Annotated in this window: 17 protein-coding genes; 5 read left to right on the top strand and 12 right to left on the bottom strand. The window is 46.8% G+C overall.

What is annotated here, in order from left to right; genetic code table 11:
* Positions 1 to 5 precede the first annotated feature (5 nt).
* Positions 6 to 491, bottom strand: coding sequence for a cyclic pyranopterin monophosphate synthase MoaC (gene moaC / locus OEZ43_12060; GenBank protein MDH5546319.1), 486 nt, complete (start codon positions 489 to 491; stop codon positions 6 to 8).
* A 119-nt stretch (positions 492 to 610) separates the two neighbouring features.
* Positions 611 to 1708: a GTP 3',8-cyclase MoaA gene (moaA, locus tag OEZ43_12065; protein ID MDH5546320.1), complete on the bottom strand. Its 1098-nt coding sequence runs from the start codon at positions 1706 to 1708 to the stop codon at positions 611 to 613.
* Between the two features lie 529 nt (positions 1709 to 2237).
* On the opposite strand from moaA, the gene OEZ43_12070 reads away from it, so the two are divergent.
* The gene (locus OEZ43_12070; GenBank protein ID MDH5546321.1) at positions 2238 to 3164 is read left to right on the top strand and encodes a hypothetical protein; all 927 of its coding nucleotides are present in this window, start codon (positions 2238 to 2240) and stop codon (positions 3162 to 3164) included.
* Positions 3165 to 3183: 19 nt separating this feature from the next.
* The gene (moeB, locus tag OEZ43_12075) at positions 3184 to 3930 is read left to right on the top strand and encodes a molybdopterin-synthase adenylyltransferase MoeB (protein MDH5546322.1); all 747 of its coding nucleotides are present in this window, start codon (positions 3184 to 3186) and stop codon (positions 3928 to 3930) included.
* A 59-nt stretch (positions 3931 to 3989) separates the two neighbouring features.
* Here the strand turns inward: moeB and OEZ43_12080 are convergent, their stop codons facing one another.
* Both OEZ43_12080 and OEZ43_12085 read right to left on the bottom strand, forming a co-directional pair.
* Positions 3990 to 4751 carry an ABC transporter permease gene (locus OEZ43_12080; protein ID MDH5546323.1) on the bottom strand — a complete coding sequence of 254 codons (762 nt, stop codon included), beginning with the start codon at positions 4749 to 4751 and terminating at the stop codon, positions 3990 to 3992.
* A gap of 21 nt (positions 4752 to 4772) precedes the next feature.
* Complete coding sequence (locus tag OEZ43_12085) at positions 4773 to 6284, bottom strand: ATP-binding cassette domain-containing protein (protein ID MDH5546324.1); 1512 nt, start codon at positions 6282 to 6284, stop codon at positions 4773 to 4775.
* Between the two features lie 234 nt (positions 6285 to 6518).
* Here OEZ43_12085 and OEZ43_12090 point away from each other — a divergent pair, with 234 nt between their 5' ends.
* Positions 6519 to 7754, top strand: a complete 1236-nt coding sequence (locus OEZ43_12090) for a hypothetical protein (protein ID MDH5546325.1) — start codon at positions 6519 to 6521, stop codon at positions 7752 to 7754.
* A gap of 177 nt (positions 7755 to 7931) precedes the next feature.
* Here the strand turns inward: OEZ43_12090 and OEZ43_12095 are convergent, their stop codons facing one another.
* The 6 genes from OEZ43_12095 to OEZ43_12120 form a co-directional block, all read right to left on the bottom strand.
* A complete protein-coding gene (locus tag OEZ43_12095) occupies positions 7932 to 10742 on the bottom strand; it encodes a tetratricopeptide repeat protein (protein MDH5546326.1) in 2811 nt (936 codons plus the stop codon).
* A gap of 58 nt (positions 10743 to 10800) precedes the next feature.
* Positions 10801 to 11718, bottom strand: a complete 918-nt coding sequence (locus OEZ43_12100) for a hypothetical protein (GenBank protein ID MDH5546327.1) — start codon at positions 11716 to 11718, stop codon at positions 10801 to 10803.
* Entirely contained in the window at positions 11718 to 14420 is a 2703-nt protein-coding gene (locus OEZ43_12105; protein ID MDH5546328.1) for an MMPL family transporter, read from the bottom strand. The genes OEZ43_12100 and OEZ43_12105 overlap by 1 nt, the downstream gene beginning before the upstream one ends.
* A gap of 22 nt (positions 14421 to 14442) precedes the next feature.
* Positions 14443 to 15912: a DUF1302 domain-containing protein gene (locus OEZ43_12110; GenBank protein MDH5546329.1), complete on the bottom strand. Its 1470-nt coding sequence runs from the start codon at positions 15910 to 15912 to the stop codon at positions 14443 to 14445.
* The gene (locus OEZ43_12115; GenBank protein ID MDH5546330.1) at positions 15905 to 16360 is read right to left on the bottom strand and encodes a hypothetical protein; all 456 of its coding nucleotides are present in this window, start codon (positions 16358 to 16360) and stop codon (positions 15905 to 15907) included. Before OEZ43_12115 ends, OEZ43_12110 begins: the two co-directional genes overlap by 8 nt.
* A 201-nt stretch (positions 16361 to 16561) precedes the next feature.
* Positions 16562 to 17539, bottom strand: a complete 978-nt coding sequence (locus OEZ43_12120; protein MDH5546331.1) for a hypothetical protein — start codon at positions 17537 to 17539, stop codon at positions 16562 to 16564.
* Between the two features lie 228 nt (positions 17540 to 17767).
* On the opposite strand from OEZ43_12120, the gene OEZ43_12125 reads away from it, so the two are divergent.
* Positions 17768 to 19027, top strand: coding sequence for a carbohydrate porin (locus tag OEZ43_12125; GenBank protein ID MDH5546332.1), 1260 nt, complete (start codon positions 17768 to 17770; stop codon positions 19025 to 19027).
* A 23-nt stretch (positions 19028 to 19050) separates the two neighbouring features.
* Positions 19051 to 20994, top strand: a complete 1944-nt coding sequence (locus OEZ43_12130) for a methyl-accepting chemotaxis protein (protein MDH5546333.1) — start codon at positions 19051 to 19053, stop codon at positions 20992 to 20994.
* A gap of 42 nt (positions 20995 to 21036) precedes the next feature.
* On the opposite strand, the gene OEZ43_12135 is transcribed toward OEZ43_12130, so the two are convergent.
* Together OEZ43_12135 and OEZ43_12140 are read right to left on the bottom strand one after the other, a co-directional pair.
* Entirely contained in the window at positions 21037 to 22896 is a 1860-nt protein-coding gene (locus OEZ43_12135) for a metallophosphoesterase (GenBank protein MDH5546334.1), read from the bottom strand.
* A 118-nt stretch (positions 22897 to 23014) separates the two neighbouring features.
* Complete coding sequence (locus tag OEZ43_12140) at positions 23015 to 23884, bottom strand: hypothetical protein (protein MDH5546335.1); 870 nt, start codon at positions 23882 to 23884, stop codon at positions 23015 to 23017.
* Positions 23885 to 23886 lie beyond the last annotated feature (2 nt).

A 23886-nucleotide genomic window follows, 5' to 3' on the forward strand; every position in this document is an offset into this window, starting at 1 on the left:
CGTTCTTACTTCCCCTCACGTACCCAGGTGCCGGACTTTCCGCCGGCTTTCTTATTTAATTGCACGTCAGTTATTCTCATGCCACGGTCTACCGCCTTACACATATCGTATATAGTCAGCAGGGCTACTTGTACGCCGCACAATGCCTCCATTTCCACACCGGTTTGTCCGTTACAACGCACTACACATTTGCAATAAACCGAGTTTGTTTCCGGCTCAGGTGTTAAATCTAATTCGACATTCGTGATGAGTAAGGGATGGCAAAGCGGAACAAGGTCCGAGGTCTTTTTCACGCCCATAATTCCAGCGACACGTGCGATTCCCAGTACGTCGCCTTTTTTATGATCTCCCTCCATGATGCGGCGTAGCGTGTCTGCTTCCATATAAATTCGACCTTCGGTCACCGCCTCACGTGTAGTGATATGTTTGCTACCCACGTCCACCATATGTGCTTCACCAGAAGCATTGAAGTGTGTCAGATCATTATGCATAGTCTTCACTCTTTCTGTATTTTACCCGCTTACAGCGGGGTTCATTGATGCGCGGAGCGCATCCAGTTCGTCCATTGAGGAAAAAGGCCCGTAATATACGGGCCTTTTTATATGAAAGGTTAACCGCCGATTTGCGTCATGCTGGTGCGGCCTTCAAACTTGACCACCGATTCGCGCATGGCAGAGCGTTTCTTGGCTTCAAAACCGTCTTTTGCTTTTTCACGAAATGCACGGCGGAACATCGCAACGATTTCTTCATCAGTGCAACCGCCACGCAAGAGTTCCATCAGTGAAAATTCCTGATCAGAATACAGACAGTTGCGTATGCCACCATCTGCCGTCAGTCGAATACGTGAACAGTTGCCGCACAGGCTGCGCGTGAACGCGGGAATAATCGCAATCTTACCCTTATAACCAGGCACCTGATAAATATGGTGCTCCGTGCGCGTTCCAGAAGCGATCTCAATGTCCGGATAACGGTTTTTGAGAAACTTGATCATACTTTCTGCACTCAGAAAATATTCGCCTGTTTCCCATATTTGATTTGCATCAAATGGCATAAATTCTATAAAACGTACGGTGATGGTTTTGTCTTTTGTCATTTCGGTGAACACTTCGAGTTCACCATCATTGAAACCGCGCATCACGACGTTATTAACCTTAACTCGTGGAAAGCCTAGCTTGGACGCCAGTTCGATACTTTCAAGCACCTTGTCTTCACCCGGGCGACGGGTAATATCGTGAAACTTCTGGGGATCTATTGTATCGAGGCTGATGTTGACACCGGTAAGGCCTGCCTCACGTAGCTGCTTTGCGTATTTAGGAAAGATAATTCCGTTGGTTGTTACATGTACGCCTTTGATGCCGGGCGTATTCGCCGCACCTGCAACCAGCTTTACAATATCTTTTCGGACCAGGGGCTCACCACCGGTATAGCGAACCTTCTTAACTCCCATTTCGGCCAGTACCCGCACTACACGCAGAATCTCATCAGCGGTTAGTATTTGCTCACCATTCTTGAAATCCACGCCTTCTTCGGGCATGCAATAGGTACATCGGAGATTACATTTTTCAGTGATGGCTATTCGGACATAGTCAAATGTACGACCGAAAGTGTCCTTGAGTGGTGCATATTTAGTCGTTTGTTGTGTATTACGACCATCAATTGTTGTTATATCTGTGTCCTTCGTATCACCGAAGTTTGCGTTATTAAACACGTCCACACCCCCAAAACCCATTAGTTTTATTCGCTTAACAGGCTAACCTGTCTTCCCACCTGTTTATTATCACGTCTGATAATAACAAAGCATTCTTCTATGCTATTAAGCCTACACGATCGTCCCTCGGGATACAAGAAAGCGCGTATTATCGTAGAATTTAGCCGAGCTTTTCAACTTGTTAGGACAATATCACCTATAAATTTTAATATTGGCTTAGCATATCGAAGTTTCTGCAAAAAACATTTCGTCCGCGAACAAAGCTATTGGAGCAAAGTCATCTGGAATTAGTTGAAGTTCGCCCCGGTTATCGTTCAATAGGCTAATTTTTAAAGGGTAAATATTATCCACCGGTCGCTATTATAAATATAGTTGAGATCGCCCGGCAGTGTGAGGGATGCACGACAGATAAGCACGGTTAAATTTTACAGGCGTTTGATACTAGGCAAGTATGGCTCAACATGTTTCAATCCGCAGATAAATATGTTGAATATTAATAAGTCAGCAAATATCACCATAAAGGAACACTATGTCTGTCAAAAGCGGTAATTGGGAGGTTCTGCCAGTCATGGCAGAGGCGCGTTCCCACAGCCCTGTCATTCCCTATGAGGGTCGGCTTTACATCTTTGGTGGCGGTGGCCCCGAATTCAAAAGTCTGGATTCCGTCGTGTGCCTAGACCCTCAAAAGGGGAAATGGCAAAACCTGCGACATATGCCTACCAAGCGTTCTGGCACCGCCGGATTCGGTATTGCCGACAACATGTATGTGGTTGGTGGCGGCTTCAAAAAGCCTGATGGCAATTTCCAGTTTTTGCCCACCACAGAGATTTACGACCCACGTTCCGATGAGTGGTCTCGCGGCCCCGATATGCACCAGCCCCACGACTACCCGGCGGCGAGTCTTTTAGATGGAAGCATCTATATTCTGGGAGGACATCACCCTGAGGCCTGTCTCGGTGGTCCAAAAACTGATCCTGGCTTCAGCTTTTGTGAGCGCTGGCGCCCAGGGCAGGCGGACTGGGAGCAGATTGCCGACATGCCTACTCCCCGATTTGCTGCTGCGGCTGTCAGCCACGAGCAGAAGATATACACAAGCGGAGGGGTAGCCTTTACACCTCAGGGGTTCAACAATTTCGACTTTTTTGAAGTCTATGACCCAAGGTCAAATCAGTGGCAAGAGGACGCGGATATCAAATTGCCCTGGCCCGCCGCAGGTCACGGTATGTGCCTGACAGATAACAAGATTTTCTTTTTTGGCGGCTATAGTACCGACAATATTCACAATCGCGCCAGCTATTACGACCTGAGCAGTGGTGAATGGATAGCCTTACCGCCTATGCCCTATCCACGAGCCGCAATGGGGGTCGCTGTAATGGATAAGGCTATTTACCTGGTCGGCGGATGGGCTGACGATGGCCGCACACCTGTCGACTCAGTTGTCGTATACCACTGGTAATTGAGGATAGCGGATGGATATGGACAACAGCATGCTCAAACGCTACAGCCGCCATATTATGTTGCCTCAGATGGATTACGAGGGTCAGGAGACCCTGCTTAATTCACGCGTACTGATTATGGGCGCCGGTGGCTTGGGTTCGCCCGTTGCTATGTATCTCGCCAGTAGCGGTATAGGCCACATCACGATTTGTGATTTCGATGTGGTGGAAGAACATAATCTACAAAGACAGATTATGCATGGTGAAGCTGACGTAGGAACCTTGAAGGTTGATTCGGCCAAGCACACTTTGCAATCACTTAATCGTCACATCCGTGTGGAGACTATTAACCAGAAACTCGAAGGTGATGCATTACGCACTGAGATCGAAAAGGCTGACGTTGTACTCGATACCACTGATAATTTCACCGCACGCTTCGCCGCAAACAAATATTGCGTAGAAACTAAAACACCCTTGGTATCCGGCTCAGTAATAAGAATGGAAGGGCAGATCTCAACATTTGATCCACGACGTGATGACAGCCCCTGCTATCACTGTTTGTATAAAGATACGGGCGACCTCGACGAAACCTGTACATCAAATGGCGTATTGGCACCGGCGGTCGGTATCGTTGGTGGCATTCAAGCCACCGAAGCAATCAAGGTCTTATGCGGCTTCGGCGAGCCTTTGATTGGGCGTTTATTATTGATGGATGTGTTAACCATGGAATGGCGCACGATGAAACTGAAAAAAGACCCCGGCTGTCCTGTTTGTGGCGCAAAATAATTTATTTACACGCCAACACACGCACGAATTAAAACCATTAGCCGCTATCGTGACGCGAATTAGTCTCGCAGGGATTTGAACGCGGATATCGCCCACATAAGTGTTAAAAAGGTGAATATGCTCATCACCAACAAGCCTTGTCCAAAGGCTGCATAGTCTGTCTCCGGTGATAGTATTGCGCGTACTGCGCTAGTACCGTATTCCACCGGATTTATTTTGGCGACATATTTAATCCAGGTCGGCATGAAGTTCTCGGGTACCATTGCGCTAGAGAAAAACATCAATGGTAGCGTCATCATATTACCCATGATGACCAGAGGTTCTTCCCTTTGCAGCATGATGGCCAATCCATTGGATATACTTGCAAACGCAACACCCAACAGCAATATCACCAACATCGCCAAGGTGATGTTAATCAAATTAGCACTGGTATCTGCGCCCAATGCCCAAGCAGCAATTAATACGATAAACGCCTGAACCACCACTTGCACTGCCGAGTGTAGTACACGGCTTAAAACTATGGCGCTTCGCGATACCGGCGAGACGAGCATTTTATCAACCGTACCCGCACTGATTTCGCGTAGCAGGCTCACGCCAGACCAGGACGATCCGAACAAAACCGTCATGATCAAAACACCTGGGACAAAGTATGTGATATAGGTTCCGCCGGGGAAGTCTGGCAATTTCGCAAAACTGGCGAACAAAGAGCCAAAAATAAACAGCCACAACAAAGGCTGTATCAAAGAGAACAATGACCACAACGGCATACGTCGGGTGATGACCATATATTTGTTAAACAGGTGCCAGGTATCTGCAAGCATGCAATCTTCTCTCGCTACACGTTACTTGGATTTATCTGAGGAATCATTCGACCAATCGCCTTTCTTAGGCCACGGTTGCTCCTCTGTCGATTTGTCATCAGACCATTGTTGGTTCGGCCACTGTTGATCTTCACCAGACTTGTCTGATAACTGTTTATCAGACCAGGAAGCGTGTTCACCAGCGGCATTTTTGCCCTGCCATTGGCTGGGGTCAGGCCAGTTTTGCGAATCGTTTTCATTTCTTGTGCTGTTTACCTGAGCAACTCCGTCGTCTTGCCGAGGCCTTGAGGACATCTCTGCACTCTCGGGGCTTGCTTCACCAGCTTGCCACTCTCCTTGATTTGGCCACTCCGGAGGCTCGCCCGAATTCTTCGAATTCTGCCATTGCGCTTGTTGGGGCCACTGTTGCTCGCTATCGTTCGATTCACTTTCCTGACCGATGCCCTGCTGCCACTTCTTCCAATCCTGGCTATTGTCAGCGCTTTCCTCTTCCTCTGCGCTCTGCCACTTTTGCCATTGCTTGGCCCACTTGCCGCTACCACCGCCTTTTCCAGCCCACTGGTGCCACCACTCTTCGCCGCCTTCTTCTTTGTCCCCCTGCAGACTACTGCCGGTATGTTTGATAAACACATCGTCGAGGGTTGGACGAGCGAAGCTGATATTTTTAACCGTGATCCCGGCCCCGGTTGCGGCCTGAATTACCTTGGGTATGGCCTCGGCACCATTAGTGACATATAAATGGTATTTGTCTGATTCCCAGGTGGCGTCTTTTACATAATCGTGTTGGCGCAATTGCCAACTGAAGTTTTGCATCTCGTCGCTTTCATCGGCAAACTCCATGGATACCACATCGCCCTGTATCGCGGTTTTGAGGGTTTCAGCGGTATCCAGGGCCTTGATTTCGCCTTGATCGATAATCGCGACACGAGAGGAAAGCTTGTCTGCTTCATCGAGGTAATGAGTCGTCAACAATATGGTGAGTCCAAGCTCGATATTGAGTTTCTCGATATAACGCCACAGGTTTTGACGGCTCTTGGTATCAAGGCCTAGAGTAGGCTCGTCGAGGAAAAGCACCTTGGGACGGTGCATAAGCGCGGTCGCAATATCCAGTTTGCGTCGCATCCCGCCTGAGTATGCGGATACCAAGGTATCGAGGTGCCTGCTAAGCTCAAAGTATTCGGCCAGTTCTTCGATGCGCGCCTTGATGTCGCGCTTGGTCATGCGGTACATCTGACCGTGTAGACGCAGATTTTCTCGTCCGGTCAAAAAATAGTCTATCCCGGTATCCTGGGCCACGTATCCAATGGCCTGACGTACCAGCTCTGGCTCACGATCCACGTCGTGCCCTGCTATAGTGACACTTCCTTCGTCGAAGCCACTCAGTGTCGTCAGTATGCGTATGGTTGTGCTTTTTCCTGCGCCATTCGGCCCTAACAAGGCGAGTATTTCGCCATCTTTTATTTCCAGATTCAGATTTTTTACCGCCTGCAAACCCGATTCATAGGTTTTGGACAGGCCTTGAATATTAATCATGCACGCTTAACCAATATTTTGACGACTTCGCCATTATACCGCCCGCACTCCAATTGCAAAGTCAATATCCTAACTATCCGAAATACGGCCAGTTCTTGGCCAAAATACTGTGGTAAAAACTATGTTTGGGTTTGACAGGGTTTATCTGCTCCCGTACATTACCTTGGTTTCGAATCGGCGCAGCTTTAAGGTTTAATTGCGCCTCGAAAGGAAAAGAAAGAGCAAGTGAGGGGTATGGAAAAGCGTCGTTTTCGGGGAAGCCGACTATGGTCAGGTGTGCTAGGCGCCACTGCTGCAGGTCTATTCCTTGGGCCAGTCCTGGCGGACGGGTGGAACGCCTCGCGCGCGCCTAACCAGCCTGATGCGACCTACGAAGACAAAAACGGCAATACGGCGACCAGATGGGGAGGCATTTCCAATACTCGCCATAACCTCACCATGTCCTACTTGCGCGAAGAGGCACAAGGCATCATGGGGCCTTTTCGAAATAACTACTACGAAGTCTGTGTTTACTGCCATACACCGCATGGGGCCAATGCGACTGCGGCGGCACCACTGTGGAACCGTACCGTCACTCAACGCACCTACACGCTTTACAACAATGCCAACAGCCTTGCCGGTGGACAAATGTCCCAACCTGGCCCCAATTCTTTGACTTGTCTATCCTGTCACGATGGGGTTACAGCTATAGATTCGATTATTAATATGCCTACGCAGCTTGGCGGCGCCTATCGAGCGGGTTATAACGTCAACCAACAAAGCGGTGTAGACGAGTTCTGGCTGGACAATTGGGGCGCCGACGGAAACAAATTATTTGAGCAAACAGACAAATATGGTGACCCATTACTTGTTTCTCAACCCAACCCAAATCTGAGCGCCGATCGCCCTTCTAATGGCGCGGGAACTGGACACTATTCTCTAAACGGCTTTGGTGATAATGGCGCCGGTCCCTGTTTAAGCTGTCACTCAGCAAGCCCGTCCGGCGGCGCTGGAAATGCCCCCAATTTTGAAGCATTTTTGATCGGAAACCAGGCCAGGGCCCAAACTGGCGGCCTTGATAGTGACGGTTTGCTTGCTTTGGGGACAATAGGATCAGCCCGCTTCCTGGCCGATGATCACCCCATTGGTGTTCAGTATCCAAAAGAATTTGGACCTGAAGCAGATTATAAAGAACCCGATATTAAAAAGACGAAGATCGCTTTTTGGGATCTGAACGATAACCAACACGCCGACCCAAATGAAGTACGTCTATATGACACCGGAGAGGGGTATGAAGTGGAGTGTGGCTCTTGCCACGATCCTCATGGCGTAGCTGCTGAAGTGGCGGTGGCCGGCGACAAAACCGAGACACATTTCATCCCCAGCTTTCTACGTGTTGGAAGAAGCGTTACCATTGCTAGCACAGACGGAACTGACACGCTAACCGGAAACACGGGAAGTGATTTGTGTCTCACCTGCCACGCCAAATAGTCAGTCTCACGCAATTCAACTATTGTACGTAAGAAGATTTACCTGAATTGCCAATCACTTTGAATGGGTTGGCGAGTGAGGGCAAAGCAAAAAAGAACGAACATGCGCAATCGATACAGATTGTGTGTTTGTTTGTAACGTTGAAATCGCTTTCTTGAACTTGCGCAGAGAATACCTCTAGAAGTTCATATTGAATCCGCCGCTTAGATTAAGCCTTGTAACATCCCCCAAAGAAGTACTTTGAAACGTCGCCACGGCTTCGCTAGTTGTTTGCAAACCGGTAGGCAATGAAGACAGATTTTTCTGGAACATCGCTGAAATATAAAAACTCATGTCCTTAAAGAAATTATAATTGATCGTCGCATTCAAGGTGAGATTCAGATTATTTCGTCGCTTCCCTTCTTTTGAAGCAGAATCGGGATTTAAATAGCCGATATATTGGGCATTCGCCATTAGCATTCCGTTTACACCAGGAGAAAGCATGCGATTCAAACCAACAGATACGCTATGCCCGTTATAAACATAGTCCTTAGAATCAAAGGTAACCAGCTGTCCAGCACCAACAACCGGCACATCTAAACCTGTCAATGGATCACGCCTAACTGAAACATTCTCTTGAATGACTTTGTTATGCCTGTCCGGCGGTATCCAGTTCACAATCAGCTGATAACCAACACTTGCACCAAAGCCTTTTGCCAAGGCTTGATTCAAGTTGAAACCGACATTACCGGAGTAGGCGAAATACTTGCTCTCCGCATATGTCTGTATATTTCGTAAACTTCCGCTAATACTCAGTCCCGTTGAGATATTTTCCCCTTCGTATCCCTCTGGTGCCAGCTTAAATGCTGCCGGTAAAAACAACGTACGGACATCGGTGAATTGTAGATTCCAGCTATTACTTAAATCACCCTCAGTTTCTAATGATGCCTGATTCTGTTGACCATACTGTATGGTGAAGTTTGCGCGAGGAGTTCCTTTAACGATATTGACTAAATAGTTATTATTCAAATAGCTGACCTGGGCTATATGAAGCTGTGAAAAACTAGGCTGCCATATGAGTTTATAACTTAAGTCATCCAATAACGATTGTGAATACAGGACGTTCAGTGACATATCGGATCGCACTTCGGGAAACGACGATGCATCGTTCATATTTGCATTACTATCCGCCAGAAAGACATAACTATAGTTATTTGAAAAGCCGCTTAATCGACCTTCCACCAGACTCAAGCGAACCGTCGCCTCATTTACCACCTCAGCTTCAGCACCGTTGAATATAATTTGCTGATATTCTGAGGCGGCCAACTGATCCAAACCCAATTGTTCATACAACTTAGCCAACAATAACCGAACGCGCTGATTTCCTGGGCGTGCCTGCAATATTCGATGAAATGCTCCTGCAGACTCCTCAAGAAGGCCCTTGCTCTGCTGTATAGTGCCAAGATAGAAGAGTGCTTCTATATTATTAGGCTGATCAGCCACTATCTCTGCAAAAACCTTTTGCGCAGCAGAAAGCTTTTTCTCTGCCCACAATCCTCTTGCCTTTGTGATACGCCATTTACTGGATGCGATCTTTCCTTCTTCACTATCCTTATCGATTTGAATAATGATTTCATATTGTTCAGCTGCCTTGCTTAAATCACCGAGTTGTTCATATACATTAGCAAGATTCGCGCGACCGCGAAGATTTTGTGGATCGTGCCTGATTACAGATTCAAACTCGATCCTAGCCTCCTCGTATTTACTCTGCTTAATATAAATCAACCCACGATTAAAGCTGGCGCGCACATTACCGGAATAATAGTCCAAGGCTTTTTTATACTCACGCAAACTCTCTTCCACTTTCCCAGCTTGCAATGCTTCATCCGCTACGGATGTGTGAATAAAGTTCATACGCACGCTGGCTTCTTGGGCGTATCGACCTTTATCTCTATCAATAATATATTGAAACTGTTCTTTTGCTTCACTGAAGCGTTTGATATCGAGATAGAGGTTACCCAAGTTAAGGCGAGCAGAAAAGTCATCCGGCGTGACCTTCAAAACTGCATTAAATCCTTTTTCAGCTTGCAACACGTTCCCAAGATTCAGATTTGCTAATGCTATGTTGAAAAACGCCTCCGTTCTTTTTGGGTCGAGATTGACTACTTCCTGAAAAATTTTGACCGCATTGGACCAGTCCTGCCGGCGCAGATACTCTCGTCCATTGATAATTCCGTATCGGATTTTGGCTTCTAAAGTGATATTAGGATCGGCGTTAATATCGATTATGATCTTAAAATGCCGCATTGCATCATCGGGTCGATTAGAGCGTTCATAAATATTACCCAGATTCATATGACCAATAATATGACGAGGCTCGATAGAGACGAGTTTCTTAAACGTTGTTTCCGCTTCTTCAATGCGATTGAGAAATACATAGGTTGCGCCAATGTTCGCAAGTATTATGGGATCTTCTGGATAGTCCAATTGCAAACCGTTGAAAACCAGCAAAGCCGCGCTCATCTCCCCCTTTTTTGCAAGTGCCTGACCCGTCGCCAATGACAATCGCTTTTCAGCCTCCTTCACGCCACTATCGCGACTACCGGTATCAACCAAGCGTTGGTATTCTTCTAAGGCCTCGTTCCGCTTGCCTATGCGCTCCAGAAAGGCCCCAAGATTTAGACTGTAATGAGAACTCAAGGGATCTAGCTGGGTAGCTCGTAACAGATTTTTTTGTGCCCCTTCAGCATCTTTCTTAAAGATAGACAATTGCCCAAGACGAAAATAGGTCTCGGGGTGATTCGGATTCAACACCAAAATTTTATTATAGATTTGCAAAGCGCTATCAAAATCTTTGAGGTTCATTGCCGCCGCACCTTCCTCCAAGAGGCGCTTAACAGTCTCGTCATCTTCTGCAAACACAGGAAGAGACACGAGCACACTCATCATCACTAAGAGACGAACTGCCGTGACCATCCTCTGTATAGCGTTGTTAACCGTGTAAGGCATAGGTACCCGCTTAAAAAATACGGCCTGCACTCTTTTGACCAGACAAATCGAATTCCAATCAGAATCCGATATTAAACTTCAGCTGCGCGCGCCATCCATCCAACCGAAAAGTTGCAAGTCGCCGATTAACGCCATCAGGTAGTAAATATTCGATATAGCCGTCTCTATTTACCAACATCGGAGTAGGCGCGGACAACAAGCGGTCACCGTTATTAAAATCATGTTTGGTTGTGATGCCTTTTAGCGTCGCATTCTTCACGCCAAGAGCATAGGAACCCGACAAACTGATGGAAAACCGATCGGCCAACCTGGCCTCAGCACCTAGGCCAAACTGCAATAAAAGCAATCCCGTTGCTTGTGTTTCAAAGACTATATTCCGACTGAATCCTGCGGGCGCACCGGAAACGAAAAATATCTTGTGGACATCTTTGTAATCAATATCAAACAAATCATGTATTGCGGTATCTATATACAGATTAAATCGGCTACTACGCTCGAGAAAGTAGCGTCGCAACCCAACATAATATTGGGTATAGGAAAATTTTGCCCTTCGTGAATAGAGTGCTTCATTCTCGGGCTCACCCTGAAGTGGAAAAGTTACATCCAGGTTGGGAGAAAAGGAATTGACTTCCCAAATTCCAAAACCGATAACAAAGTCATTTTTCTTCCCAAAATTTCGACGAATTTCCAAGCCGGCTTCCCACCACACAGGAACCGGGTCAAGTGGATTCGTAATGTTAAACCCTTTAGGCGGATATGAGGATGCGCCTTCAATATCTTCTGGCAGATCTGTCGTTATTTCCGACTGCCCTACCAGTGGCATTTTAAATAAGCCATCGTTGAGCGCTTTTAACTGCGGTCCACTGCGCCCCATAGTCGGCGTGAATATCCACCCTGGCTCATCAAGACGCGCATGCGATGACAACGGCAGAGAAAACAATAGTAAGATATACCAAGGTGTTCTTTTTCTAAACATTACGCCCCCCGTTTATCCCCAGGTCTGTAATAAGAAAACAATGCGGGTAGCACAACTAACGCTACTAAACAACTCACCAACATATATGCCGTAACGAAATAGCCCAGTTTCACATGTGGAGGAAACTGCGACAGAAATAAGACGGCAAAACCGGCGCTAACTACTGTGGCATTAAATACAATTGTTCTGCCTGTGGTACGCAAGGTCGCTGCTGTAGCGTCGATATGATTCAGGCCTTGTTGTCGTTCGCTAATGTATCGATAAACATAATGCACCGCATAGTCGACACCCACACCGATAGCAATACCCGCTGCCAAGGCCGTTGAGACATCCATCGGAATCGAAAAAAGACCCGCAAAACCAGCGACAATCAGCGTAGACAGGGTCACTGGGATAACAACGTACAACCCCGCAATCAAGGAAAGAAAGGCTAGCGCCGCCACCACAAAAATCACCAACTTGGAGAATACAATCGCCGAAGTCTGACTTCCGATTAGCAAATCTGCCCAGATATAGGAATTGTTTGCAGAACCAGCATAATTAATACTGACTCCGGCACCTTCGAACTCTCTTGCAACATAGGTCTTTACTTCATCGATAATATGTTTCAGATGCTTTGTATAATCAGTCTGTATCGCTATCGTTACCAGACCTTGCTTGTAATCGAAGTCCACCACCTGGTCCAATTGATCCGGACGCCCTGAAACAGAAAACAGAAACAGGTATTCAGCGATCAGATCGCGTGACTCCGGCAACTTGTTGTAAGCCGGATTATCTTCGTGCAGCGACTTGTTCATGTTCTTAAGATAATTCACCACCGACAAGGAATCACCCACATAGGGCAATTCCGCCACAAAGGTTTGCAAACCTTCAATCCTGCGTAGCAATTCAGGATCTTTAAAAGCATCTTTCTGTTGCGATTCGATAACCACATTAAGAAACACGGTGCCGGAGAATTTTTCATTCAACTTCTGAGTTGCAACATAGACGTCGCTGTCTTCACGAAAATCACTCAACCAGCTGGAATTGACAAATAGCATTGATGAGCCAAAACCTGCGACCAATACCAAAACTGCGAGCACGGCGCCCAGAACCGACTTACGCTCATTGACCTGTTCACCGATGCGTATCAACAACCATGAGAGTCGACTCTGTTCTTCATAAACACGTTGCGCGCGTCGTCTTGCATAGAAATTCGCTACACGTGGTTTCATGAGAGTCAATACCGCGGGTATAAACATAATCGAAATTAACCAGCTCAGTATGATCCCTATCATCGCAAATACACCGAAAATTCTAAAAGGCGGCATATCAGCAAAGAAAAGGGCCGCGAAACCTATGGCCGTTGTGAGTGACGTCATGATTAGCGGCGCGCCCAGGCGGCTAACTGCCTCGCTTACAATGAGCCGGCTGTCACGGTGAGGATCCTTCAAGACTGCATCAAAATAGGCACTAAGTAAGTGTACTGAATCGCCAATGCCGACGGCTACGAGTATGACTGGCAACATAGTGGAAATCGTATACAAAGGAACATCAAATAACGTCTGTAACCCCATAGTCCAGACGATCGCAAAACCCATTACCACAATGGGTAGCAACATTCCTCGACCGGAACGAAACATAACCAGCAACACCAAAGCCATCACGGCCACAACCATGGGTATCATGATTTGCATGTCTTCCAGTGCGTAGGTGCCGGAAGAGACTTCGATAACGGGTCGGCCTGCGAGATAAAACGTGTCTTTGATGTCTTTCGGGGCAGAGACATTTTCTGGTGTTTGCGTAGCAGACGTATCAGACGACAGAGGCCCTGCTTTTTTAATATTCTTCGCTGTTGAGTTGGAAAATTCGCTGGCAGCCCATTCTTCTTCCTCTTCTTCTTTGGCTTTAGTTGAATTCCACCACTTTAGTTGCTCTTCAGACCACTGTGTTTCACTCGATTTTTCAACAACTGGCTTTTCCTCGACGGCCTTGGTCTCAGTTGTTTCACCTTGTTGCTGCTTCCACCACTTGACCTGGTCTTCACTCCACTGACCATCGTCTCCTTTCTTTTCCTTTTGCCATTTCTTCCAATCCCCGCTGCCATCACCCCAGTTACCACTCCATCCACCGCTATCTTCCCCGGTTTCTGCACCAAGAATGCCTTTCACCTGCCAATACGTCATCCAGCGATTGACCATGCCCTCTTTTAGCTTGGCGCGCACCATAGCCGCCTTACCATCGGCAGAAACAATGTTACCGACAAACAAGTCTGCATTGTCGAAAACAAGTTTTTTCAGTGCATCAATTTCCGCTTGAGTCTGCGGCAAACGTTCCATTAAAGGAATCGAACCAATCGTTTTTTCATCGCCAGTAAATCGTGTAGCCGTTGCAATCGAAGCCACATCACTTGAACGCGTTGCCTGAACGCCAGGAAGAGCAGCCAGTTTTTCCGATAGCCGTTTAATGCGTGTCAGCGTTTCTATGTTAAATACGGTATCCGGATTTTCAATTCCAATGATGACGGTATCTCGTACACCAAACGCATCGTCAACTTTTTCATCATAGATAATCGCTTCATGTCCTTTGGGTAAGTAGACTCGAGCATCAGTCTCCCAACGCAACTTATCTAGCTGGCTTCCAAAGAAAGCAGTAAACACGAGAATAGTAGCTATCGTAGCTCGTGGAAATTTGACACCTGTAAGATAGAAATTCTTTAGCATTGTTTACCTTCCCATCGCCTTGCTAAAAGTCGTACTTGAATTCGAGAAACACTCGTCGATTGTCGCGAAAGTTTCCGAGAAACTGTGCCCGTTGTTCGACATCCGTCAAACCGCCTGGATCAATTGTCGAGAATGCGCGCCCGAACTGTGTACGATTACCCGTAAATAGATCAAGGCCAAACATCACCTGAAATTGATTTGTCAGATTAAATGTAATCTTTGGTTTGATGTAGTCTTCCTGAAATTCGATTAAGCGTATGTAGAGCAACGTAAAGACTGCCGATTGTTTTTGCAGTGGTTTACGTAGAAAGACATTAAATGTGGTATCGAATCGTCTGCTGAGAATGTCGGGACTGTAGTCCAATATCATCCATTGCGAAATAGAGGGAGAAAAGTCGGCTCCCCAAAGCGAAAAATCGTAGCCGATACCCCAGCGAATGTGGTCACGTTGAACTTCGCCATCGCTGACTAAAAAACCGTCTTCATAGTGATCTTCGATTGCAAAATATTTCCCCGTCACATATGCAAATTCGGCCTTCAGAATATCTCCACCAATCTCCCGCGTAGCGGTTAAACCATACATCGTCATTCGGGTGTAGGTGGGAAGAATCGCCAACTCATTACTGGTTTCCACGCTGGTGACATCATCGATAGAAATAATACGAAATGTTGCAGGATAGTCATCCCACGTATAAAAATAACTCAGCGCCAGGTCTGTCTCGTTTATCCTGGTACTTAGACGTACGCCAAACTCCGAATACATGGGATCAAAATTGTTCGGTTGCGTCGTGGAAGGTAAAACCTGAAACAACTCCCACTCAGAACCTTTTACCGCGGGTTGGTGAAATTTCAATTCAGGAATCCACAGTAGTTGCAGACTGGCGTTCTCACCGTAGTAGTCGGCCTTTAAGGTCCAAAGCGGAATGCGATAGTCAAGGAGACCGGGAAGTATTAGTTCGCGAAAATCCATCGGATTAATTTCATCGACAATACGCATCCCTTCAAGAACGCCCCAGATCACATATTGCTTTCCGATGCGAAGATCGAGATTTTTGATGTATAAATCGAGATAGAGTTCGCGCAACTCGGCCCTCTTTTGATCTCTTTCCTGACCAGCAATGATCAATTCAACAAAGGTTAAAACCTCTTTTTCTTCGCGTACATATCGCGCTGCGATAGTCTCTTCGTCAAACACATCGTACACGCTGTCATAATATCCCCAGCCGGTCGCGACGAATTTGGACCACTTGCCGATAGAAACTTCATTTTTTAGCTGAAGAATATTTCTGATTTTTGTGTAGATACGCGGTTCGTCAAAACGATAGGCCGTTTCATTTTTAACATAGCCTCCAAAATCATATTTAATCAGATTATTTTTTTCAGTCGGTACATCAATACTGCTGGGAAACTCAAAGTCGAGATCCAAACCAGGTGTTGCCGCTTCAACACCCAGTGAAACAAGATAAAGTAGCAGTACTAATAATCTATGCATTGTGACCGTTTACTGCATTCTTCTGGCAACTTTCACAAACAATTGGTGTTTGACTGCTGGACTGACAAATACCCATTTCAGCTCGCTCGCCAACTTGCATAGGCTCACCACAACTATCACAAGAACAACGGCGATTAAGCACAATAGTCTTCCAGGCAATCACATCCGCGAACTCGTTTTTAGACTCGACTTGAGGTGTATTCTTTTTGATCAAATCAAGCTTGATGGATGGTTGCTCCTCCAGGAATACATCTTCCAACACCCGCCTTAACAACAATGAGACGGGGATCCCCAATTCATCAGCCCGTTGTATCACCTTTGTTTTCAAAGCCTTGGGGACGCGAGCACCGAGAAACTCTTCCTTACGGCGTAGCGCAACTTTCATCGCCTTGTCACGCATCAGATTAGCCTTTTCAGCTGGGTGGAACACTTTGGCGGATTTTTGCATTACATACTCCTGTTCTTATAGGTTGTTGGACTATTTGGAAATGTTATACAAAGGTAAAACAATGGTTATACAGAGTCAATTTTAGCTACCGACAGTATATCGGAATCACCCCCATTAGTGGGCAATTAAATTACTAAGTATCAATTAGTTAGGGTGACTCAAGGGGTGTCGCTGTGAAACGGTTTTGTTATCTGCCAAAAACTAGAAACGTACACTGGCGTAACTGGCCAGTTGGCTACTGAATAGTGGGTGTTCGGGCGATGATGTCGCGATCCATTGAAGATTCTCGCGTATTCCAAACGACAATTGAGGAGAAAAACGATATTCGATGAACGCATAAGTTGAGCGCGCCCCACCGAGTGCCTTGGCGTCATTATTGACACTGCCGAACTCTTTTGCGATCTGATATCCCAACCCAGCGCCATAAGAAAATCCATTGGCATTCATTTCGGTCTTTACAACCATATGCAGTGGAATGCGTACCCAGTGAGCACCATCTGGGGTCGCCTTGCCCGGTAATCCCCAGTTGACACCTGCCTCTAAAAATAACTGGTAGTCAAGCAAACGCGCTACACGATGCCCCAAAACAAAGTATTGTCCGTTTCCGTAACTGCTCGACCTGGACATCAATGCCTCAGTGCCGCGACCAAAGCCTATCTGGAAATAATTCTTTGAACTCTTTCCTGGCGAAAAAATGGGAACTGCCTGGTCTAGGGATTTATATTTCCATATCCAGGATGATACCTGGCTGCTCCGCCTAGATTTACGAGTGTTAACCTCAATGAGATAGTCCCCTTTATCCCAAATCATGGTTTCCTGCGTACGCGTATAGGAAAGCACGCCAACACCGCTGGCCAGACCGATGGCAGCGATTGGATTAGGAAGGGCAAGCAGAGCTGTCCCCACTCCCACAAAAATACTGCCGAATAGATTTCCTCGATTTTGTTTTACTTGCTTAGGTTCACCCCAAGCTGTTGTAAGATTGTCGACAGACAAACCTATTTTTTTGCTTAAGTTCGTCTTATGAAGTCTCGCGATATCGTGATACTTGCCAACCAGCTGGTCGGTCGCTAGATAGAAATCCTGATCTCTTTCAGGAATAGACATGGCGCTGGCGCTTATCGAGCATGCCAGCAAGAGCAGTCCTTTGAAGATCATCAAGATTATCGAGCGGCGCATCCAGACTCCAGAGAGTTTTCGAAGAGCTGTTAAGTCTAGATAATTTCAATTAATACGCCATTAACGCATGCGCGTGAAGACGCCTTCGCCAACGCTTCTATTCATCCACATTTCCCACGTAAAAGGTGACTACTTTTATCAAGTAACTGCGTGAATTACTCAAGCATCTCGCTGACACGTCCGATAGCTACAGAAGTTTATCAAGCACTATAAAAAGCGAGAGTTTTAATGAAAAAGCAAATATCGAAAAAGCGTTTCGTACTTTCAGGCCTGGCGCTTTCACTTGCCATAAGCCTTAGTGCCAACGCCGAATCAATTTGGAGCCAAGACAACCTTACTGGCAGTTGGGGAGGAGCGCGCACCAATCTGGAAAACAAGGGATATGGATTCGAATTCGCCTACGTCACCGACGTTATGTCTAACCTCAGTGGCGGTGCTGCAAAGGGAACTGAGCGACTAGATAATGTTGATCTTGTTTTCAATCTGGATGCCGGCAAAGCATTTGGCATGAACGGCGTAAGCGCTTCGTTCTACTTTATAGGCAACACCGGTGGCAGCCCAACTGATCATGTCGGTGATATGCAAGGCGTAAGCAATATTGACGCAGACAACACATTTAAATTGTACGAAGCGTGGATAGAAACAAATTTTCTGGACGATGCTTTGAGCTTTCGTCTAGGCCTTTACGATCTTAATTCTGAATTTGACGTCATGGAAACTGCGGGGCTGTTTCTCAACTCCTCGCATGGCATAGGCCCGGACTTCGCTCAGTCTGGAGAAAACGGCCCGTCTATCTTTCCAACAACTTCACTTGGTTTCCGTGCGGTGTATAAGCTCACGCCAACAATGTATGCTCAAGGCGTGGTACTCGATGGTGTCGCCGGTGACCCAAATAATCCCAATGGCACTCAGGTAAAACTCGGTGCAAATGACGGACTGCTGGTCTCAGGGGAAATGGGTTTTGCCACCGATCCTGAAGACAAGGGAACTGCATACACTAAGTTTGCAGTCGGAAGCTGGTACTACACGCAAAGTATGGCAACGAACTCTCTTGGTTCAGCGATTACGCCTCAAAACAATAGCGGCTACTATGCTGTTGCCGAACGAAAACTGTTTTCCGAATCCGGAAGCGGCGAACAAGGTCTCTCTGGATTTGCACGCTTCGGCATGGCTAACGACTCATTAAATGCTATCGACTACTACTATAGCGTTGGTTTTGTTTACTCTGGACTGATTCCCGGCCGTAACAAGGATCAGTTTGGTTTTGCTGTAGCAAATGCACATACGAGTCAACTCGTATATGACGCATTGTCTGCCTCCAGCTTCAACCCTTCAGGTCAGGAAACCAATATCGAAGTCACTTACCGTTTGGAACTTACGCCGTGGATGGTCGTTCAGCCCGACCTGCAGTACGTCGTCACGCCTAGCGCACGTCAGTCAATTGCCAACGCTCTCGTCGTAGGCTCTCGATTTGAATTGGTATTTTAACTAGCAAAATATATGGAGCAAGAATGAGCAGTTCTCTGAGCAAGTTCAGTCTGCTCAGCATCAAGGCAAAACTGATTAGCAGTTTTGCCTTTGTTGCTGTTCTCGTCGTTGCCGCCGGTATTTCAGGCTTTGTCGGTACGCAGCGTTTGTCCAACTCACTTGACTTTGTCACAGGGCCCGCATGGGATGCAGCCGACGGCTCGATGGAAGGAAGCATAGGCACACAGCAAATGATGCTTGCCGTAGAAAAAATCATCTTACTTTCCTCTAGCCGAAACGCAAATGATCCCGAGATTCTCAAATATAAAAAGCTACTCAAAGAAGGCGAAGTTACCGCAAACGAATCTATCCAACGCATGATATCGTCTGGTTTAATCCCTGATGATCAAGTCCGGCAGGTCAAATCAGGGCAAGCCAGCTATAACAAAAATATCGAAGAGATGATGCGAGCTCATGACGTCTACGCGCAAGCACACCATAATCTTGCGGCTGGTTTTCGTGATTTTCAAAATTTCATGGGGCTAGCCGAGGAGTATGGAGACGGGCAAGTCGAAGCCTTACGTCGCCAACCTAATCGCGCTCTCAGTTGGAAAGGCGGACTAGCGGAGAAATGGAGTGCCGCAGATGGCGCTATGGAATCTCAAATAGCACTCTTACAACGGCAGTACTATTACCAACGCCTGGCGGCATACGAGCCACCGGATGAAATATTACCCAAACTCAGTGACACATTAAAATGGTTGCAGGAAACCACTGGCGAATTAACAGGACTAAGTGCCTTCCGCGCAACTGTCAACGAAGGGCCACACAAGGGTCAGCGATACAACACTATTATAAAAAAATACATGTCGCAGCACGAAACCGAGTTTACTCAGGCTGTTCAGAGTTTCCTGTCATTTAGTGAAGCGAGAAAACGTTATACGGAAGTAGCATCTGAATATTTAGATCTTTTGGAAACGGTTGAATCTTCTGGCGATGCTGCTGTGGAAAACGAAACCGGTGCAATTGCAACAACGAAGGCCGCAGTCCTTTCTATTTTGCTAACCGTTGTTGTTGCCAGCGTGGCGCTTTCCGTTGTTCTAGGCTTGCTCATCACCAGAGCGATAGTCCTGCCACTGAATACGGCTGTTGAGGTTGCGAATGCCATTGCAGAAGGCGATCTTACCCGTATTATAGAAGTGAATTCCACTGATGAAACCGGCCAAATGTTGAAGTCGATGAGTTTAATGCAGGAACGCTTGTCAGATATTTTCAAACAAGCCATCGACACGTCAACATCACTCGCGGATGCGGCGGAACAGGTAGCCAGTTCTTCTCAGAACCTGAGCTCTGGTGCCAGTGAACAGGCTGCCAGCTTGGAAGAGACAACGGCTAGTTTAGAAGAGATGGGCTCTACTATTGACCAAAACGCGGATAATGCACGTGAAACAGAAGCCATCGCAACAACATCTTCTGACCGCGCCGAGGCTAGTGGAAAAGTAGTCATTGAAACTGTCGGCGCCATGCGAGACATCACCGACAAAATCACGATGGTGGAGGACATCGCCTACAAGACCAATCTGTTGGCGCTTAACGCGGCCATAGAGGCTGCACGCGCGGGTGAACATGGAAAAGGATTTGCCGTCGTAGCGGATGAGGTTAGAAAGCTTGCCGAGCGCAGTCAATCAATTGCAGAGGAAATCGGACAACTCTCTCATCAGAGTCTGCGTATCGCTGAAGGTGCAGGGAATTCTATTAGTGAACTGGTACCCGACATCAAACGTACTGCGTCATTGGTTCAAGAAATTGCAGCCGCTTCATCGGAACAAGCCAGTGGCATACAACAGGTTAATACTGCGGTCCGACAACTAGATTCCGTTGCACAGCAGAACTCGGCATCATCAGAGGAGTTAAGCGCTACGGCGGAGGAAATGCAAACTCAGGCTAGTGATCTGAAGAAGCTAATTGACTACTTCCGAGTGGCTTGACAAACACAAGTAAAAAAAGCGGCTCTTGCGAGCCGCTTGCTGTTACTCCAGAATGACTCTTACTCGCGTTGCATCTAATCTCGCAGACTGATCATCATACTGCCCTACCGCACTCAAGCTTCGAATATACGTTGTCTGTTGAGATAGTCTCAGTTCGAGATCCGTTACAAACTCCTCAAATCGCGTGTGTACTGTACGTGTCTGTCCTTCAACAATCGCCCACAACCCACGTTCTTCATCGACTGGAACTATGTTAGGAGCCGCCGTAGTGTCTAACAAATCGGTTCGATTGCCGTTTCTCACAACATGGTGAAATTTACCATTACCAACCATATTCAATGTAATTCCCTGCGCAGAAAATTCAGATATCGCATTGTCCGATGAAGGAAGCCAGTTACTCACCAAAATCGCCCTAACTTTCGCGACATCGACGACGGATACCGCTTCGAAATCAGCAGGCGCACTAGCAAATGGCGTTACAAAGCCCCTGACCTTAACTGGTGAACCAGTAGAAATTGATGCAACATCAAGCGCGCCACTATTGATCTCATAGTTCTGTGGATCTGCATCGTTTGCTGCGTCGATACCGGTTCCCGCGAAATCGAACGCTTCAATTCGACGGTGATTAATGGCTTGTACGTCCATCACCAATGCATAACGACTACTTGTGTTTTCTACTCTCGTACCATGAACGTCGGTGTAGTGCAACGCAACACGCCCTAGGCTGGCATCAAGTGAAAGTCCCGCTGTACTGCTATCGCCAACTGTTCCTATAGCCACAATGCGCTGACCAATGGAGATATCATCGATCAAAAAGTCCTCATGTGAACCTTGCTTGTGTACGCGAGTAGTCTCCGCAATTACGACGTCAACCCTGTCATTGAATACAACGGTACCACCTGCACGTATGAGTGTTGCGCCCTTTACCGTTAAGAGATTGCCAACACGTCCGACTACGCTACCTTGTACAACATCAAGCTCTCCGCCAGGTACGCTGTTACCCGCCTTAACTTCAGTCGCCATGAATTTGCGTTCTTTTAGATTGAGATCACCTTTGACGACTACAGCAGATAATACCGGAAGCGCATCCAAGGCACTTATTCCTTCCTCACCCGCATAATTTTCGCCATTGATATCGAACGTGGTCGTTGTGGCAACAGAAACTGTCACGCCACCAAAGCCGTGGTCTTTGTCGAGCTTGTGATGAAAAGGACGCATGAAAACGTCGAACGTATTGTTAACAACATCGACTTTGTTCAAAACACCACGCAGACGATGGGCTTTAGATGTCTGAGGATCCAGATCAGCGATAAGAACGGGTTCGACGGTCAATGCCACGGGTGTACCAGCACTATCATACTCGATGCTATGCGAGGCCTTTAGATCAAAATCCAGGCTCAAGTGTGCCGGAACGCCCGGAAATATGCGTAAAGGCTTGTCTCGATCGAGATCAACTTTCACCTTCCACTCAGTAACAGGATTGTTGCTACTGTCACGTATATCACTAACAAGTACCGCATCTCCGTTGATGTCTTCAACTCGAATTTCCGCATTGCTATAATCCAGTGTCATCGTGGCGCTGGTGTAATCACCAGAACCAATTCTTGCTGCGGTTACTAATTCCGTCATGTCGACATATTGTGAAAAATCAATACGTGTCTTAACGGGAAGGGTTTCGACAACCGAACCATCCCGCTTGGTAAGCGTAATGGAATTCACATCGACATCGTAAAGGGAAAAGTCACCTTGGGCATCGGTAATAGCGATATATACTTCACCTACTTCTTCAGCAATCTTGTTGGAAAAGCGATCTGCCAAATTCAGCTGGCAGCTTGAAAGTATGCCCGCCAGTAGCAGCGCCCCAAACTTCAATAATCGTTTTCTTAATGTAACGAACTTCATAGCACTCTCCTATGGATTTATTTAATTCTTGCGCGTTTAATCAACCAGATTATTCAGCGCTACAAACAGGACAACGTGGAGAGTTGGGATCGGTTGACAAGAAATTTGAAATTTTTCGTTACCAGGAAAAACTACTTGAAACACCCATGAATTCTACTGAGGAGTCAGACGCTCGATCGTACTGCATACCTCCACTCAATTCGACATCAAAGTGTTTGTTTAGATACCATATTAGACCGAGTGTAGAGGCGTATTGGAGTTCCTGACCAATGGCCGAAACAGTCCTGGCGACATTGATTCGAAAGACGAAAGGCAAAATTTCGTATTCGCAAAAAATACTATTCGACCTTTGAATAAGACCTGAGGATAGTGAACTCGCTTTATAGGATAGCCACTGCATAACTCTATCTGGGTCAATGACCGACAAATCACGACTATAGCGTTCTTCTTGCCAATGGGCGCCAACATTCACTAGAAACGACGTATAGTATGTCCAACTCAAATCAATTCCCATACCATATAGTTCTAACTTTTTAATACTGGGATCTTGCCACCTAACGAGAGCCTTAGTCGCTACAGAAATGCCTTTCAAGGAGGATCGCAGAGACAATTGCCAATTATCACTGTTATAGCTCAGGCTCCCGCGCAAATGCCGTGTAATCAAGGCTTCGGTGTTACCCCAACTTCCAAATTCCAAACCACTAACTAAAGGCTGGACTGGGTCGCTACTATAGCCGGTAAAAAAACTTTGCGTATTGACAAACGTTGGCGAAGAATTCTTAGTTCGCCCGGCGCCTACAAAAAAGCGATAGTCATAGGGTAGGGCCAGCTCGACATAGATCTGACTGTCTTTGGTATTTCCCGAATCGACATTGATAAAGAGTGACGCAAAAGAAACTGGCTCTGGTGCCAATTCAGCCTCTGCATCCTGCGCCAATGCTGTAGTTCCCGCCAATACCAGCAACAGCCCTAAAATTATTGCTAACACAA

The sequence above is a fragment of the Gammaproteobacteria bacterium genome (assembly GCA_029881255.1).
GTDB lineage: Bacteria > Pseudomonadota > Gammaproteobacteria > S012-40 > S012-40 > JAOUMY01.

Excerpts from the sequence above, each read along its gene's own strand:
- moaC (MDH5546319.1), bottom strand. The coding sequence starts at position 491 with ATGCATAATGATCTGACACACTTCAATGCTTCTGGTGAAGCACATATG.
- OEZ43_12070 (MDH5546321.1), top strand. The coding sequence starts at position 2,238 with ATGTCTGTCAAAAGCGGTAATTGGGAGGTTCTGCCAGTCATGGCAGAG.
- moeB (MDH5546322.1), top strand. The coding sequence starts at position 3,184 with ATGGACAACAGCATGCTCAAACGCTACAGCCGCCATATTATGTTGCCT.
- OEZ43_12080 (MDH5546323.1), bottom strand. The coding sequence starts at position 4,751 with ATGCTTGCAGATACCTGGCACCTGTTTAACAAATATATGGTCATCACC.
- OEZ43_12085 (MDH5546324.1), bottom strand. The coding sequence starts at position 6,284 with ATGATTAATATTCAAGGCCTGTCCAAAACCTATGAATCGGGTTTGCAG.
- OEZ43_12090 (MDH5546325.1), top strand. The coding sequence starts at position 6,519 with ATGGAAAAGCGTCGTTTTCGGGGAAGCCGACTATGGTCAGGTGTGCTA.
- OEZ43_12095 (MDH5546326.1), bottom strand. The coding sequence starts at position 10,742 with ATGCCTTACACGGTTAACAACGCTATACAGAGGATGGTCACGGCAGTT.
- OEZ43_12100 (MDH5546327.1), bottom strand. The coding sequence starts at position 11,718 with ATGTTTAGAAAAAGAACACCTTGGTATATCTTACTATTGTTTTCTCTG.
- OEZ43_12105 (MDH5546328.1), bottom strand. The coding sequence starts at position 14,420 with ATGCTAAAGAATTTCTATCTTACAGGTGTCAAATTTCCACGAGCTACG.
- OEZ43_12110 (MDH5546329.1), bottom strand. The coding sequence starts at position 15,912 with ATGCATAGATTATTAGTACTGCTACTTTATCTTGTTTCACTGGGTGTT.
- OEZ43_12115 (MDH5546330.1), bottom strand. The coding sequence starts at position 16,360 with ATGCAAAAATCCGCCAAAGTGTTCCACCCAGCTGAAAAGGCTAATCTG.
- OEZ43_12120 (MDH5546331.1), bottom strand. The coding sequence starts at position 17,539 with ATGCGCCGCTCGATAATCTTGATGATCTTCAAAGGACTGCTCTTGCTG.
- OEZ43_12125 (MDH5546332.1), top strand. The coding sequence starts at position 17,768 with ATGAAAAAGCAAATATCGAAAAAGCGTTTCGTACTTTCAGGCCTGGCG.
- OEZ43_12130 (MDH5546333.1), top strand. The coding sequence starts at position 19,051 with ATGAGCAGTTCTCTGAGCAAGTTCAGTCTGCTCAGCATCAAGGCAAAA.
- OEZ43_12135 (MDH5546334.1), bottom strand. The coding sequence starts at position 22,896 with ATGAAGTTCGTTACATTAAGAAAACGATTATTGAAGTTTGGGGCGCTG.